The organism is Sphaerotilus montanus, assembly GCF_013410775.1.
Classification (GTDB): domain Bacteria; phylum Pseudomonadota; class Gammaproteobacteria; order Burkholderiales; family Burkholderiaceae_C; genus Sphaerotilus; species Sphaerotilus montanus.
The window spans coordinates 2,153,985-2,168,478 of sequence record NZ_JACCFH010000001.1; the positions used below are offsets into that span (position 1 = coordinate 2,153,985).

Sequence of the window (14,494 nt, forward strand, 5' to 3'; positions counted from 1 at the left end):
GAGAATACCCCAGTCACTCCGACGCTGAACCGCGGTGCAGCACCTCGAACACCACCGGTCGTTGCGGCAGCGGTGCCTCGCCCAGCGTGATGAGTCGCTGCACCTGCGCCACCGCTTCGGCGGCGGCGGCGTCGGTGGCCGCGTGGACGATGGCCAGCGGCTCGCCCGCCTCGCGCCGGTCGCCGAGCTGGCACACCTCGCTCAGCCCGACCCGCGGGTCGATCGTGTCCCCCGCCGTGTGCCGCCCGCCGCCGAGCGTCACGACCAGTACGCCGAGTTCACGCACCGCCATGGCCTGCACCCAGCCGCCGTGCAGCGCCGGCACGACCCGCTGCACCGGCGCCCGCGGCAGCCGGCCGCGCGTGCCGACATCGGCCGGGCCGCCCTGGGCGTGGACCATGCGCTCGAAACGTTCCAGCGCCTCGCCGCTGTGGAGCGCGCGGTCCACCCGTGTTCCGGCCTCGGCCGCGTCGGCCGCCAGTCCGCCCAGCACCAGCAACTCGGCGCAGAGCGTGCGGGTCAGCGTGTGCAGCCGCGCGTCGCGCCGCGTGCCGCGCAGGTAGTCGAGCGCCTCCTGCACCTCCAGCGCGTTGCCGGCGGTGTGGCCGAGCACCTGGTTCATGTCGGTGATGAGCGCCCGTGTCGGCAGTCCCGCGCCTTCGGCCACGCGCACGAGGCTCAGCGCCAGTTCGCGGGCGTGTTCCGGCGTTGCCGCGAAGGCACCGTCGCCGGTCTTCACGTCCATCACCAGCGCCTGCAGCCCGGCGGCGAGCTTCTTGGACAGGATGCTGGCGGTGATCAGCGCGGTGGATTCGACCGTCGCGGTCACGTCGCGGATCGCGTAGAGCCGCCGGTCGGCCGGCGCCACGGTGGGCGAAGCGCCGACGATGGCGCAGCCGGCCGAGCGCAGCGTCGCGACGAGTTCGTTCCGCGTGAGCTGCGTGCGGTAGCCGGGCAGGCTCTCCAGCTTGTCCAGCGTGCCGCCCGTGTGCCCGAGCCCGCGCCCCGACACCATCGGCACCCAGCCACCGCAGGCCGCGACGATCGGCGCGAGCATCAGGCTCACCTTGTCGCCGACGCCGCCGGTCGAGTGCTTGTCCACGATCGGCGGGTGATCGCCAAGGTCATCCCAGCGCAGCACGTCGCCACTGCGGGTCATCGCCTGCGTCAGCGCGACGGTTTCCGCCGCGTCCATGCCGCGCAGCACGATGGCCATCGCCAGCGCAGCCGCCTGCGCATCGCTCCAGCCGCCGGTGACGAGGCCGTCGACGAAGGCGTCGATCTGCGCGGCGGCGAGGGGGTGGCCGTCGCGTTTTAGGCGGATGATTTCCTGGGGGAGCGGGAGACTCATGGCGGTGATGTGCGGTGGGTGTGCGGCTCAGTAGGTGCTGCCGGTCGGCGCGCTGCTGGCGCCTGCCAGGATCGCCTCGATGTCCGCATACAAGCTGCTCGCCCCGATCCGGAACCGCTTCGGATTCAGCGCCCCGCTGCCCAGGTGCTGCGCCACCAGCGCCAGATACGGCTGCACGTCCGCCACCGTGCGCAGCCCGCCCGACGGCTTCAGCCCGACGCGCTCGCGGCCCAGCGCATCGCTGGCGATGGCGGACAGCATCGCCTCGGCGGCGCTCAGGCTGGCGTGGCGGGTGGTCTTGCCGGTGCTGGTCTTGAGGAAGTCGGCGCCCTCGGCCAGCGCGATCCAGCTGGCGCGGGTGATCAGGGCCGTGTCGCCAGCCGCACCGAGTTCGCCCGATTCGAGGATCACCTTCAGCGTCAGCCCCTCGCACGCCCGCCGCACGCTGCGCAGCACCGCCGCGACCGCTGCCTCATCGCCGGCCTGCAGCGCGCGCCACGGCAGCACCACGTCCACCTCCTGCGCGCCCGCCTGCACGATCTCGTCGGTGTCCCGCACGGCGCGTTCCACGTCCGTGCTGCCGTCCGGAAAGTTGGCGACCGCCGCCACGCCGATGTGCGCCGGCAACTGCGACCGCGCAAACGCCGCCAGCCGCGGCCAGACACACACGGCGGCGACCGGCCCGAGCGGTGCCTGCGCCCGTTCGCACAGGCGGGCGATGTCGGCTTCGGTGTCGGCGTCGTTGAGGCTGGTGAGGTCGAGACAGGCCAGCGACAGGCGGGCGGCTTCGGTGGCGTTCATGGGAATCCTGCAGGTCATGCCAAGGGCAAGGTGGAAAGGATGGCGGCCAGCAGATCGCCCGCCGTGTCGCCCGCGGCCTGCGCCTGCGCCAGCGTGTGCGCGTGGCTGAGCTGCTCGTTCGACAGCCCGGCGGCCATGTTCGTCAGCAGCGACAGCGCCAGCACGCGCATCCCGGCGTGGCGGGCGATGATCGTCTCGGGCACCGTGCTCATGCCGACCGCGTCGGCGCCGAAGCCCTGCATCATGCGGATCTCGGCCGGCGTCTCGAACTGCGGCCCGAGGAACCAGGCGAACACCCCTTCGTGCAGCGGCGTGCCGAGCGATTGCGCGACGGCCTGTGCGTGCTGGCGCAGTGCCGGGTCGTAGGCATCGACCATGCTGACGAAGCGCTCCGAGCCCGCCTCGCCGACCAGCGGCGAGCGCTGCGACAGGTTCAGGTGGTCGCTGATCGCCATCAGGCTGCCCGGCGGCATCACGGGGCGCAGGCTGCCGGCCGCGTTGGTCTGCACCAGCACCTCGCAGCCCAGCGCCCGCAGCGTGCGCAGCGGCAGCTTCATGCCGTCCGCCTCGCCCGTCTCGTAGACATGCTTGCGCCCGCTCATCACCGCGAGCCGGTGCGCCCCGAGCCGGCCGAGCCACAGCGCGCCGTCGTGGCCCGCCACTGTCGAGACGGGGAAACCAGGCAGCTCGGCGTAGGGTATGCGCTCGGCGTCCTGCAGCCGCGCGGTCAGGCCGCCCCAGCCGGAGCCGAGCACGACGGTGATGCGGGGCGGCTGGTCGGCGCAGCGGGCGCGGAGTCGGTCGAGGGCGGTGTCGGTCATGTCATGGATTCAGGGAAAGATGGTCGGGGCCGAAGCTGTGCGGCAGCAGGTCATCGAGGGTGAACCGGGCCAGCGCCCGCTGCGGATCGGCGATCAGGATCGGCAAGTCCGCCGCGCCGAACTCGCGCAGCTTCTGCCGGCAGCCGCCACACGGCGTCACCAGCGCGCCGCCCGCATCCCCCAGCACCACCACCGCCCGCAGCCGCCGTCCACCCGCCAGCACCATCGCCGACAGCGCCCCCGCCTCGGCGCAGACGCCCTGTGGGTACGCCGCGTTCTCGACGTTGCAGCCCGCGTGCAGCCGGCCGTGTTCGTCGAGCACCGCGGCGCCGACCAGGAAGCGCGAGTAGGGCGCGTGGGCCTGCAACCTGGCGGCGCGGGCGGCGGCCATCAGCGCGTTCCACGGGAAGTCGTTCAGTTCCAGCAGGTTCAACTTGTTCTGCGCCATGTTCACCGCTCCTTCAGATACGCCTGCCCCAACGCCCGCGGCGCCACCGACTTGCCAATGAACCCTGCCAGCAGCACGACCGTCAGCAGATACGGCAGCGCCTGCACCGCCTGCACCGGCACCTCGCCGACCATCGGCAGGCTCACCCCTTGCAGTCGGATCGCGATCGCGTCCAGCGCCCCGAACAGCAGACACGCCCACAGCGCCTTCACCGGGTGCCATTGCCCGAAGATCATCGCGGCCAGCGCCATGAAACCGCGTCCCGCTGTCATGTTCGGCACGAAGGAGGCGTTCTGCGCCAGCACGAGGTAGGCGCCGGCCAGCCCGCAGAGCATCCCGTTCAGCGTCAGCGCCGCATAGCGCAGCCGCGTCACCGACACGCCGGCCGCGTCCACCATCGCCGGGTTCTCGCCGACCGCGCGCAGGCGCAGGCCGAAGCGCGTGCGGTACACCCCCCACCACACGGCCGGCACCAGCAGCAGCGACAGGTAGACCAGCGCGTTGTGGCCGAACAGCGCCGAGTCCGCCATCGACGGGAACACCACCTGGATGCGCACCGCGTCGCTGACCGGCGGCGTCTGTCCGCCTTGCTTGAACCACGCGATGCCGAGCACGGCGGTCAGCCCGGCGGCGATGATGTTGATCGCGACCCCCGACACCACCTGATCGCCCTGGTGGCTGACACACGCGAGGCCATGCAGCCACGACAGCACGACCGCCACGCCCATCGCTGCCAGCAGCGCCACCGCCGTCGAGCCGCTCCACACGCCGACCGTGCCGGCGGCGAAGGCGGCGAACAGCATCTTGCCTTCGAGCCCGATGTCGATCACCCCGGCCCGCTCGGACAACAGGCCCGCCAGCGCGCACAGGATCAGCGGTGTCGCCACCCGCAGCGTGGAGGCGATCACCGCCCAGACCAATGACTCATCCATGGGCCGCTCCCTGGTGGGCCTTCACCCGGCCGAACAACAGCCGCGCCACCTTTGGTGCGATCACATACGCCATCGCGCCCGAGAACAGCACGATGAAGCCCTGCAGCGTCACCACCATGTCGCGGCTGAAGCCCGGAACCTCGAACGCCACCTCGGCGCCGCCCTGGAACAGCGCGCCGAACAGCAGGCTTGCCAGCAGGATGCCGACCGGGTGGTTGCGGCCCATCAGCGCGACGGCAATGCCGGTGAAGCCCGCGCCGCCGACGAAGTCGAGCTGCAGCCGACCGGCCACGCCCGCGATCTCGTTCATGCCGACCAGCCCGGCCAGCGCGCCCGACAGGCCCATCGCGATCAGCACCTGGTGCTTCGGCTCGATCCCGGCATACGCGGCAGCGCCTTCGCTAGAGCCGACCGCCCGCAGCCGATACCCCGCCCGGCTGCGCCACAGGAACAGGTAGACCGCCCCCGCCGCCAGCAACGCCAGCACGACACTCAGGTTCAGCGGCGACGACGGCCACTCGATGCCCACCGCGCCGAGCAGCTCGTGCATGGCCGGCAGCTTGGCCGAGGCGGCGAACGACTTGCTCTCGACCGCCATTGAGCCCGGCGGCTTGAGCGTGTTCACCAGCAGGTAGACCAGCAGGCTGCTGGCGAGGAAGTTGAACATGATGGTGGTGATGACGACGTGGCTGCCGCGGTAGGCCTGCAGGTACGCCGGCACCGCCGCCCACACCATGCCGAATAGCGCCCCGCCGACCAGCATCAGCGGCAGCACGACGATCGCCGGCAGGTGCGGCCCGAGCCACAGCGCCACCAGCCCGGTGCCCAGCCCGCCGAGGATGGCCTGCCCCTCGCCGCCGATGTTGAACAGCCCGCCGTGGAAGGCGACCGCGACCGCCAGCCCGGTGAAGGTGAAGGTCGTCGCGTAGTACAGCGTGTAGCTCAGCCCGCGTGGCGTGCCGAACGCGCCGTGGATCAGCACCGACAGCACTTCCCACGGGTTCTGGCCGACCAGCGCCACCACCACGCCGGCGGCGATCAGGGCGACCAGCAGGTTGATCGCCGGCATCAGGGCCACATCCGCCCAGCGCGGCAAGGGGGCGTTCGCACTCATGCAGCGGCTCCTTCGATCATCAGCATCCCCAGCCGGTGCTCGGTGCAGTCGGCGATCGGCAGCTCGCCGGTGACACGCCCCTGGTTCATCACCAGCACGCGGTCGGCCAGCGCCAGGATCTCGTCCAGTTCGCTCGATACCACCAGCACCGCGCAGCCCGCGTCCCGCATCGCCCGCAGCCTGCCGTGGATGAACTCGATCGCGCCGATGTCCACGCCGCGGGTCGGCTGGCCGACGAGCAGGATCTTCGGCGCCTGCCCCAGCTCTCGGGCCAGCACCAGCTTCTGCTGGTTGCCGCCCGAGAACTTGCCGCTGACCAGTTGCGGATCGCGCGGGCGCACGTCGAATTTCTCCATCATCTGCGCCGTCGCCAGCTTCATCGCGGCGCGGCGCATCCAGCCGCCCTGGCTATAGGCGGGCAAGCCTTCATAGCCGAGCACCGCGGATTCCCACGCCTCGAAGCCCATCACCATGGCGCGGGCGTAGCGGTCCTCGGGCACGTGGGCGATGCCGAGGGCGCGCGCGGTGCGCGGGTCGAGCCACCTGGGCGGTGCGAAGGTGCGCTCGCCGACCTGGAGCGTGCCGGAGTCGGCCGCGTGCAGCCCGGACAGCAGCTCCAGCACCTCGCTCTGCCCGTTGCCCGACACGCCGGCCACGCCGACGATCTCGCCTGCGTGCAGGTCCAGCGAAAAGTCCCGCAGCCGCACCACGCCCTGTTTGTCGCGCAAGCCCAGCCCGCGCGCCTGCACCAGCACCGCGCCGCGCTGCACGGCCGTGTCCGCCTGCCGTCCCATTGCCACCTTGCGCCCGACCATCGCCTCGGCCAGCGCCTCCACGCTCGTGTCGGCGATCTCGCAGTCGTGCACCACCTGCCCGGCGCGCATCACGGTGACGCGGTCGCACAGCCGCATCACCTCCTTGAGCTTGTGCGTGATCAGGATGATCGTCGTGCCCGCTTCGCGCAGCCGGCCGAGCACCTCGAACAGTTGGAGCGTCTCCTGCGGCGTCAGGACGGCGGTCGGCTCGTCGAGGATCAGTACGCGGGCGCCGCGGTACAGCGCCTTCAGGATCTCCAGCCGCTGCTGGTCACCCACCGGCAGGTCGCCGACGAGGGCGTCGAGGTTCACGTTCAGCCCCGTGCTCTGCATCAGCGTGCGCAGCCGCTCGCGCACCTGGCCCTCCGCCTTGTGCAGCAGCGCGTGCGGCTCGGCGCCGAGCATCACGTTGTCCAGTGCGCTGAGCGTGTCGACCAGCATGAAGTGCTGGTGGACCATGCCGATGCCGCGGGCGATGGCGTCCTGGGCGTTGCGGATCGTGGCGGGCTGGCCGAAGACCTCGATCGCGCCGGCGTCGGCGGTGTAGAAGCCGTAGAGGATCGACATCAGCGTGCTCTTGCCGGCGCCGTTCTCGCCGACGAGGCCGTGGACCGAGCCGGTCTGCACCGTGAGGTGCACGTCCTGGTTGGCGGCGACGGCGCCGAAGCGCTTGCCGATGCCGGTCATGCGCACGGCGATGGCGGGGGAGGGCACAGGTTCAGGCTTCATGCGGGCACGGGGCCGGTCGATTCGCGCAGGATCAGCGCGGGGGTCACCACCAGTTCGCGCAGCGGGCTCGGCTGGCGGCTGGCGCTGCGGCGGATGCGCTCGATCAGCACCGCGGCGGCGCGTTCGCCGATGGCGCGGATGTCCTCGCCGACGCTGCTCAGGCCGGGGTGGACAAAGCCGCCCAGCTCGATGCCGTCGAAGCCGATCACCGACAACTGCTGCGGCACGGCCACGCCGCGTTCTGCCGCAGCCCGCAGCGCGCCGATGCCGAGCAGGTCGTTGCCGGCGCAGATGGCCGTGATCTCGGGGTGGTCGGCGAGCAGGCCGAGCGTGGCGGCATGGCCCTGCGCGGGGCTGTACGGGCCTTCGACCAGCCAGCCGGGCGCGGGGGTGATGCCGGCTGCCGCCAGCGCCTCGCGCCAGCCGGCCACGCGGGCGCGGCTGACCTCGAAGGCCAGCGGTCCGGCCAGACAGGCGATGCGGCGGTGGCCGAGGCCGAGCAGGTGTTCGGTGGCCAGCCGGGCGCCGCCGGTGTTGTCGACGCGCACCAGGTCGGCGTCCAGACCGGCCACGGCGCGGTCCACCACCACGGTCGGCACAGGGGTCTGTTTCAGCGCGCCGGAAACCGTGGAGGCCTCGGCCGCCGAGTTCGCCAGCAGCAGCCCGTCCACGCGCCGCGCCAGCAGGCGTTGCACATAGCCGAGCTGCCGCGCGGGGTCGTCATCGCAGTTGCACAGGAACACCGAGTAGCCCTGGCCGCGGGCCGCGTCCTCCACGCCGCGCATCAGCTCGGCGAAGAAGGGGTTGGTGATGTTGGGCACCAGCACGCCCAGCACGTGCGTCTCGCTGGTCTTGAGCGAGCGGGCCAGCGCGCTGGGCACGTAGCCCAGTTCGGCCACCGCCCGCTCGACCCGCCGGCGAGACTCCTCGCTCACCCGGCGGGTGCCATTGAGGACGTGCGAGACGGTCGTGAACGACACGCCGGCCCGCGCCGCCACGTCCTTGATGGTGCGGGCCACGGTCCGTCGGTCACTTGCAGGCGTTGGCGGCCATGTAGTCGACCACCTTCAGCTTGCCGCTGATGATGTCGGCCTTGGCCGCGTCGACCTTGGCCTTCATGTCGGCGGTGACCAGCTTGGCGTTGTGCTCGTCCATCGCGTAGTCGACGCCGCCTTCGGCCAGGCCGAGGACAGTCAGCCCCGGCTTGTGGCCCTTGGCGACGTTGTAGACGGCCACGTCCACGCGCTTGAGCATCGAGGTCAGCATCGTGCCGGGCTGCAGGTGGTTCTGGTTGCTGTCCACGCCGATGGCCAGCTTGCCGGCGTCCTTGGCCGCCTGGTAGACGCCGATGCCGGTGCCGCCCGCCGCCGCAAAGACCACGTCCGCGCCCTTGGCGAACTGCGCCTTGGTCAGCTCGCCGCCACGCGCCGGGTCGTTCCAGGCCGCGCCGGTCGTGCCGGTCATGTTGGCGTAGGTCTCGACCTTCGGGTTGGCATGCTTCGCGCCCTGCTCGTAGCCGCACTGGAACTTGCGGATCAGCGGAATGTCCATGCCGCCAACGAAGCCGACCTTGCCGGTCTTGCTCGCCTGCGCGGCCATCATGCCGACGAGGAAGCTGCCTTCATGTTCCTTGAACACGACCGACTGCACGTTGGGCGCATCCACCACCATGTCGATGATGGCGAACTTGAGCTTGGGGAATTCCTTGGCGACCTTCTCGATGCTCGATGCCTGGCCGAAGCCGATGCCGATGATGGGGCTGGCGCCACGTTCGGCCATGCGGCGGATGGCCTGCTCGCGCTGGGTCTCGTTGGCGATCTCGAATTCGAGGTAGGGCTTGCCGGTTTCCTTCTTCCAGCGCTCCATGCCGCGGTAGGCCGCCTCGTTGAAGGACTTGTCGAACTTGCCGCCCATGTCGAAGATGACGGCCGGATCGGCGTGCGCGGCAAAGGCGGCGGCCAGGGTGCAGGACAGCGTGGCAAGGCGGAGGAAGGTCTTCATCGGAGGTCTCGCTGAAGTGGTGCCGCAAGCGGCGTGGTGCAGGCGTGTTGCAGGAGGGCGCGTCGGGCGCGGTGTTGACGCTGATCGCCAGGATGGGGTGAAATGCTGCGTTCGGGTGGGGCGCAAACGTTTGCCTCCCGTTCGATCGGCACCATCCTAACGTTCGCCGAATCCGGTGGGCGATTCATGTTTTCCCTAGCCGGGGCGGTTCATGTCAGCCAGCAACAAGCAGAACCCATGCCCGCCGGATGGCGTCGCGGCCTGGGAGGCGCGGCCGAAGGTGCTGCTCCACGAGCACCTGGACGGCGGTCTGCGTCCGCAGACGCTGCTGGATCTCTGCCGTGTCCGCGGCCTGCAGCCCCCGGCCGACACCGCCGAGGCGCTGGGCGACTGGTTCGCCGCGAACGCGCACGCGGGCAGCCTGGAGCGCTATCTGGCCGGCTTCGCGCTGACCGTGGGCGCGATGGCGAGCACCGCGGCCTGCGAGCGCGTGGCCTTCGAGGCGGCCGAGGACGCGCTGGCCGACGGCTGCGTGCTGGCCGAGTTCCGCATGGCACCGAGCCTGTTCGCGCCGCTGGGGTTGCGTCCGGAAGCGGCGCTGGAAGCCCTGCTCGCCGGACTGGCCCGCAGCGCGCTGTCCTGCGGCATGATCGTCTGCGCGATGCGCATGGAGGACCCGGCCCGCACGGCGGCGGTGGCGCGCATGGCCGGACGCTACGCCGACCGCGGCGTGGTCGGCTTCGATCTGGCCGGTGCCGAGCGCGGGTTTCCGGCGACGCTGCACCGCGAGGCCCTGCACCTGGCGCACGACGCCGGCCTCGGCCTGACCTGCCACGCCGGCGAGGCCGACGATGGCCACCGGGTCATCGAGACCATCCGCCTCGGCGTCACCCGCATCGGCCATGGCGTGCGGGTGATGGACAACCCGGTCTGGGTGGAACAGGCGCGCGCGGCGGGCGTGCATTTCGAGGTCTGTCCGTCCAGCAATGTGCACACCGGCGCGGCGCGCAGCCTCGCCACGCACCCTTTTGGCGCGATGACCGCGGCGGGCTTGAACCTGTCCTGCTCGACCGACAACCGGCTCATCTCGCGCGTGACGCTCAGCGGCGAACTGGCCGCGCTGCAGGCGCACCAGGGTCTGTCGACGGCCACGCTGATGGCACAGCAGGCGGATGCGGTGCGGGCCTCCTTCCTCGGGGACGACATCAAGGCCGCGGCACTGGCGCGGATCGCTGCGGCATGAACCCGGCACTGTGCCCCGTCGTCTGCCTGGGCGGCGCCAATGTGGACCGCAAGCTGCGCGTGGCGGCGCCGGTGCGGCCGGGCAGTTCCAACCCGGTGTCGGCGCGGGAAACCTGGGGCGGCGTCGCCCGCAATGTCGCGGAAAACCTCGCTCGCTGCGGCGTGCCGGTGCAGATGCTGACCGCCGTGGGCCAGGACGCCGCCGGCCGCGCGCTGCTCGACGACGCAGCCCGCTGCGGCATCGACACCCGCGCGGCCGAGGTCGTCGCCGACGCGCTCACCGGCAGCTACACCGCAGTGCTGAACCCGGATGGCAGCCTGCACGTGGCGCTGGCCCACATGGACCTGTGCGAGCAGCTCACGCCGGACTGGCTGGCGCGACACGCGGGCCGGTGTCGATCGGCGGCGCTGGTGGTGGCCGACCTGAACCTGCCGGCTGCGACGCTGGCGGCGCTGGTCGCTGCGGCGTCCGACCTCGGTGCACCGCCGCTGGTGCTGGTCGCCGTGTCCGAGGCCAAGATGGACCGCCTGCCTGCGCGCTTGTGCGGCGTGCGTCTGCTGGTGCTCAACCGCGGTGAACTCGCGGCCTGGGCCGGCACCGAGGTGCTCGCCGACGGCGTGACACGGCTGAAAGCGGCGGGTGTGCGCGACGTGGTCGTCACGCTGGGCGAGGCCGGGCTGGGCCACACCACGGCGGAGGGCGAACTGGTCTGGCTGGCGGCGCCGGTCGTGCCGCCCGAGGCCGTGATCGACGTGACCGGGGCTGGTGACGCGCTGGCCGCCGGGCTGTGCCACGGACTCTGGGCCGGCGCGGTCGATGCGCAAGGCTGGTCGCCGACCTGCGCCCGTGCGCTGGCGCGGGCGGCCCTGACCGTGCAGAGCGCTGAAACCGTCATACCCGACACCGAACCGCTTCCCCCTGTCCCCCTCTGAAAGGTATGCCGATGTCCGATCCCCTGATGCGCTATTCCGACGAGGTGCAGGCCGCCCGCAGTGCCGGCCGCCCGATCGTCGCCCTCGAATCGACCATCATCGCCCACGGCATGCCCTGGCCGCAGAACGTCGAGACCGCCCGCGAGGTCGAGGCGATCATCCGCGCCCGCGGCGCCACGCCCGCGACGATCGCGGTGATGGGCGGGCAGCTCTGCATCGGGCTGTCGGACGCGCAGCTCGAACAACTCGGCCGTGACCCGGACGTGATGAAGCTCAGCCGGCGTGACCTGCCGTACGCGGTGGCCATGGGCCGGGTGGGCGCCACGACCGTGGCCGCGACGATGATCTGCGCAGCGCGGGCGGGCATCGAGGTGTTCGTCACCGGCGGCATCGGCGGCGTGCACCGCGGCGCGGCGGAGAGCTTCGACATCTCTGCCGATCTGCAGGAACTGGCGCGCACGCCGGTGGCGGTGGTCTGCGCCGGGGCCAAGTCGGTGCTGGATCTGCCGCTGACGCTGGAGTATCTGGAGACGCACGGCGTGCCGGTGGTTGGTGTCGGGCAGGAGCGCTTTGCGGCCTTCTACAGCCGTGACAGCGGTCTGCCCTGCGACTTCCGCATCGACGCGCCGGTCGATCAGGCGCGTTTTCTGCGGGCGAAATGGGCGCTCGGGCTGGGCGGCGGTGTGGTGTTCAGCAACCCGGTGCCGCTGGCGCACGAGATCCCGCCAGCCGAGATCGAGGCCATCACGCGGCAGGCGCTGGACGAGGCGGCCGCGCGGGGTGTCAGCGGCAAGGCGGTCACGCCGTTCCTGCTGGGACGCATCAAGGAGCTGACCGAGGGCCGCAGCCTGGTCACCAACATCGCGCTGGTGAAACACAACGCGCAGGTGGGTGCCGATCTGGCCTTGGCGCTGGCCAGGGTCTGACCGCGGCCGGGCAAAAAAGAAGGGAGGCGGGACGCGACTCCGGGTGCTCGCTCTCAAAAGCCCGGAACGCCCGCCTCCCTGGGGACTGCGTTCAGTCCCGAAGGCTTCTCTGAGGAGGAGTCACACGAGAAGGCTTGATGATGAACCGGTGCACCTGGAATGTCATCTCCGAGGGATGCACCAGGGGCAGCGAATCGTGATTCATTGCACTTCGACGTCGACGGACGCCTGCTCGGAGGCTTCTGCAGCGGCAAAGGCACTGAATGCCAGAACCAGGGCGGCGGCGGTGAGCCATTCGGACCAGCGGAACTTCATGGCAGTCTCCAGGACAGCGGGTGGAACAGGTCGAGTCGAGTGCCCAGCGTAAGCGGACTTGCTACGGCTTGTGATGGTCTGTTGCAAGCCGGATGGAACCCATGCGCACTAGTGCACGATTGGTACTTTTGGGTTCCGCGGTGGGCCGGATTCAGCGGCTCCGCACGATCTGCGGCACGTCGTCCAGCACGGTCGTGGCAGCACCAGCGCTCAGGGTGAAGGCAATGGCGGCGGCGACCAGCCAGTCGGTCCAGCGAGGTTTCATGGCGGTGCTTGGCGGCGTGGAGTGCGTTGCCGGTATCTTCGCAAGCGTGTCTTTCCTCGAATCCCCGGATCAGGGGGCGGATGGAGTCGCTATTGCGTGGCGGTGTAGCCGCGGGGAATTGCGCCCAGCAGCCGGCGTGTGTAGTCCTCGCGCGGCGCGGCGAGCAGGGTCTGTGCATCGGCGCGCTCGACCACGCGGCCGTCCTTCATCACCAGCACCTCGTCGGCCATGAAGCGCACCACCGCCAGGTCGTGGCTGATGAAGACATAGGCCAGACCGAGCTGGTCCTGCAGGTCTTTCAAGAGGTTCAGCACCTGCGCCTGCACCGACACGTCCAGCGCCGACACCGCCTCGTCGAGCACCAGCACCTCGGGCGACAGCGTCAGCGCCCGCGCGATGGCGATGCGCTGGCGCTGGCCGCCGGAGAACTCGTGCGGGTACTTGCCAAACGCCGTGGCGTCCAGCCCGACCCGCTCCAGCAGCGCCAGCGCCCGGGCTTCGCGCTCGCGGTCGTCGGCGCCGATGGCGTGGAGTTGCATCGGCTCCAGCAGCGTCTGGCCGATGGTGAAACGTGGGTTGAGCGAGGCGTAAGGGTTCTGGAAGACGATCTGGATGCGCCGGCGCAGTGCCTGCCGCTCGGCACCCTGCAGCGCGAACAGGTTCTGGCCATCGAACAGCACCTGGCCCGCGGTGGCTTCGTGCAGCCGCAGCAGCGTCAGCCCCATCGTCGTCTTGCCCGAGCCGGACTCGCCGACCACGCCCAGCGTGTGCCCGCGCCGCAGCGTGAAACTGACGTCCTGCACCGCCTTGAACGCACGGCTGCGGAACAGCCCTTCGCGGATCGGGAAGGACTTGCACAGCCCGCGCGCCTCGATCAGCACCGGGGCGCTGGCGTCGCGTGGCACGGCCGGCGAAACGGGCGCTGTGACGGTCTGCCCTGCCTCACCGGCGATGTGTTCGTCGATCACCACCAGCCGTCGCGCCGTGCCATCCAGCCGCGGACGGCAGGCCAGCAGCGCGCGGGTGTAGGCGTCCTGTGGCGCGGTGAAGATCGCGGCGACCGGGCCGGTCTCCCGGATCTGACCTTGGCGCATCACCACCACCTGGTCGGCGATCTCGCCCACGACACCCAGGTCATGGCTGATGAACAGCATGCTCATGCGCCGCTCGGCCTTGAGGCGGGCGAGCAGTTCGAGGATCTGGCGTTGCACGGTGACGTCCAGCGCCGTGGTCGGCTCGTCGGCGATCAGCAGGCGCGGCTCGCAGGCCAGCGCCATCGCGATCATCACGCGCTGCTGCTGTCCGCCCGACAGCTCGTGCGGATAGGCCGACAGACGCCGCTTCGGCTCGGGCAGGCCGACTTCGGCGAGCAGCTCCTCCACGCGGGCGAGCGCGGCGCGGCGGCTGAGGCCCAGGTGCAGCCGCAGCGGCTCGGCGATCTGCGCGCCGACGGTGAAGACCGGGTTGAGCGAGCCCATCGGGTCCTGGAAGACGCAGGCGATGGCGCGGCCACGCAGCGCGCGCAGCTCGGTGGTGGAGGCCTGCAGCAGGTCGCGGCCGTCGAACAGGATGCGCCCCGAGCGCTCGGCGTTGTCGGGCAGCAGGTTGACGATGGACATCGCCGTGACGCTCTTGCCCGAGCCGGACTCGCCGACCAGCGCGACGGTGGTGTTCTCGGGGATGTCGAAGCCGATGCCGCCCGATTCGTCGCCGACGGCGCGGCCCCAGCGGAGCTGCCCCTGCTCACGGCCCAGGCGGAAACGGACTTTCAGGTCTTCGATGCGCAGCAGGGTGGCCATGG

Annotated in this window: 13 protein-coding genes; 3 read left to right on the forward strand and 10 right to left on the reverse strand. The window is 71.0% G+C overall.

All coding sequences use genetic code 11. The annotated features are described in order from the left end of the window. Positions 1 to 13: 13 nt before the first annotated feature. Genes BDD16_RS09785 through BDD16_RS09825 form a run of 9 tightly spaced genes read right to left on the reverse strand, consistent with a single transcriptional unit; the run spans position 14 to position 9,012 of the window. Positions 14 to 1,351, reverse strand: a complete 1,338-nt coding sequence (locus BDD16_RS09785) for a thymidine phosphorylase (protein WP_179633772.1) — start codon at positions 1,349 to 1,351, stop codon at positions 14 to 16. Positions 1,352 to 1,378: 27 nt separating this feature from the next. Then, positions 1,379 to 2,152: a deoxyribose-phosphate aldolase gene (gene deoC / locus BDD16_RS09790; RefSeq protein WP_179633773.1), complete on the reverse strand. Its 774-nt coding sequence runs from the start codon at positions 2,150 to 2,152 to the stop codon at positions 1,379 to 1,381. 14 nt (positions 2,153 to 2,166) lie between these two features. Next, entirely contained in the window at positions 2,167 to 2,973 is an 807-nt protein-coding gene (locus tag BDD16_RS09795; RefSeq protein WP_179633774.1) for a purine-nucleoside phosphorylase, read from the reverse strand. 1 nt (position 2,974) lies between these two features. Beyond that, positions 2,975 to 3,421: a cytidine deaminase gene (locus BDD16_RS09800; RefSeq protein ID WP_179633775.1), complete on the reverse strand. Its 447-nt coding sequence runs from the start codon at positions 3,419 to 3,421 to the stop codon at positions 2,975 to 2,977. A 2-nt stretch (positions 3,422 to 3,423) separates the two neighbouring features. Beyond that, positions 3,424 to 4,353 carry an ABC transporter permease gene (locus tag BDD16_RS09805; RefSeq protein WP_179633776.1) on the reverse strand — a complete coding sequence of 310 codons (930 nt, stop codon included), beginning with the start codon at positions 4,351 to 4,353 and terminating at the stop codon, positions 3,424 to 3,426. After that, positions 4,346 to 5,467: an ABC transporter permease gene (locus tag BDD16_RS09810; RefSeq protein WP_179633777.1), complete on the reverse strand. Its 1,122-nt coding sequence runs from the start codon at positions 5,465 to 5,467 to the stop codon at positions 4,346 to 4,348. The genes BDD16_RS09805 and BDD16_RS09810 overlap by 8 nt, the downstream gene beginning before the upstream one ends. Further along, positions 5,464 to 7,011, reverse strand: a complete 1,548-nt coding sequence (locus BDD16_RS09815) for an ABC transporter ATP-binding protein (protein WP_179633778.1) — start codon at positions 7,009 to 7,011, stop codon at positions 5,464 to 5,466. The genes BDD16_RS09810 and BDD16_RS09815 overlap by 4 nt, the downstream gene beginning before the upstream one ends. Beyond that, entirely contained in the window at positions 7,008 to 8,030 is a 1,023-nt protein-coding gene (locus BDD16_RS09820; protein WP_310732797.1) for a LacI family DNA-binding transcriptional regulator, read from the reverse strand. The genes BDD16_RS09815 and BDD16_RS09820 overlap by 4 nt, the downstream gene beginning before the upstream one ends. Before the next feature lie 10 nt (positions 8,031 to 8,040). After that, positions 8,041 to 9,012, reverse strand: coding sequence for a BMP family lipoprotein (locus tag BDD16_RS09825; protein ID WP_179633779.1), 972 nt, complete (start codon positions 9,010 to 9,012; stop codon positions 8,041 to 8,043). Positions 9,013 to 9,223: 211 nt separating this feature from the next. On the opposite strand from BDD16_RS09825, the gene add reads away from it, so the two are divergent. From add to BDD16_RS09840, 3 genes are read left to right on the forward strand one after another with little or no spacing between them, the layout of a single operon-like run. Next, positions 9,224 to 10,255, forward strand: coding sequence for an adenosine deaminase (gene add / locus BDD16_RS09830; RefSeq protein ID WP_179633780.1), 1,032 nt, complete (start codon positions 9,224 to 9,226; stop codon positions 10,253 to 10,255). Continuing rightward, on the forward strand, positions 10,252 to 11,187 hold the full coding sequence (locus tag BDD16_RS09835; protein WP_179633781.1) for a PfkB family carbohydrate kinase: 936 nt from the start codon (positions 10,252 to 10,254) through the stop codon (positions 11,185 to 11,187). Before add ends, BDD16_RS09835 begins: the two co-directional genes overlap by 4 nt. An 11-nt stretch (positions 11,188 to 11,198) precedes the next feature. After that, positions 11,199 to 12,113: a pseudouridine-5'-phosphate glycosidase gene (locus BDD16_RS09840; RefSeq protein ID WP_310732798.1), complete on the forward strand. Its 915-nt coding sequence runs from the start codon at positions 11,199 to 11,201 to the stop codon at positions 12,111 to 12,113. Between the two features lie 669 nt (positions 12,114 to 12,782). Here the strand turns inward: BDD16_RS09840 and BDD16_RS09845 are convergent. Then, on the reverse strand, positions 12,783 to 14,492 hold the full coding sequence (locus BDD16_RS09845; RefSeq protein ID WP_179633782.1) for an ABC transporter ATP-binding protein: 1,710 nt from the start codon (positions 14,490 to 14,492) through the stop codon (positions 12,783 to 12,785). Between the last annotated feature and the right edge of the window lie 2 nt (positions 14,493 to 14,494).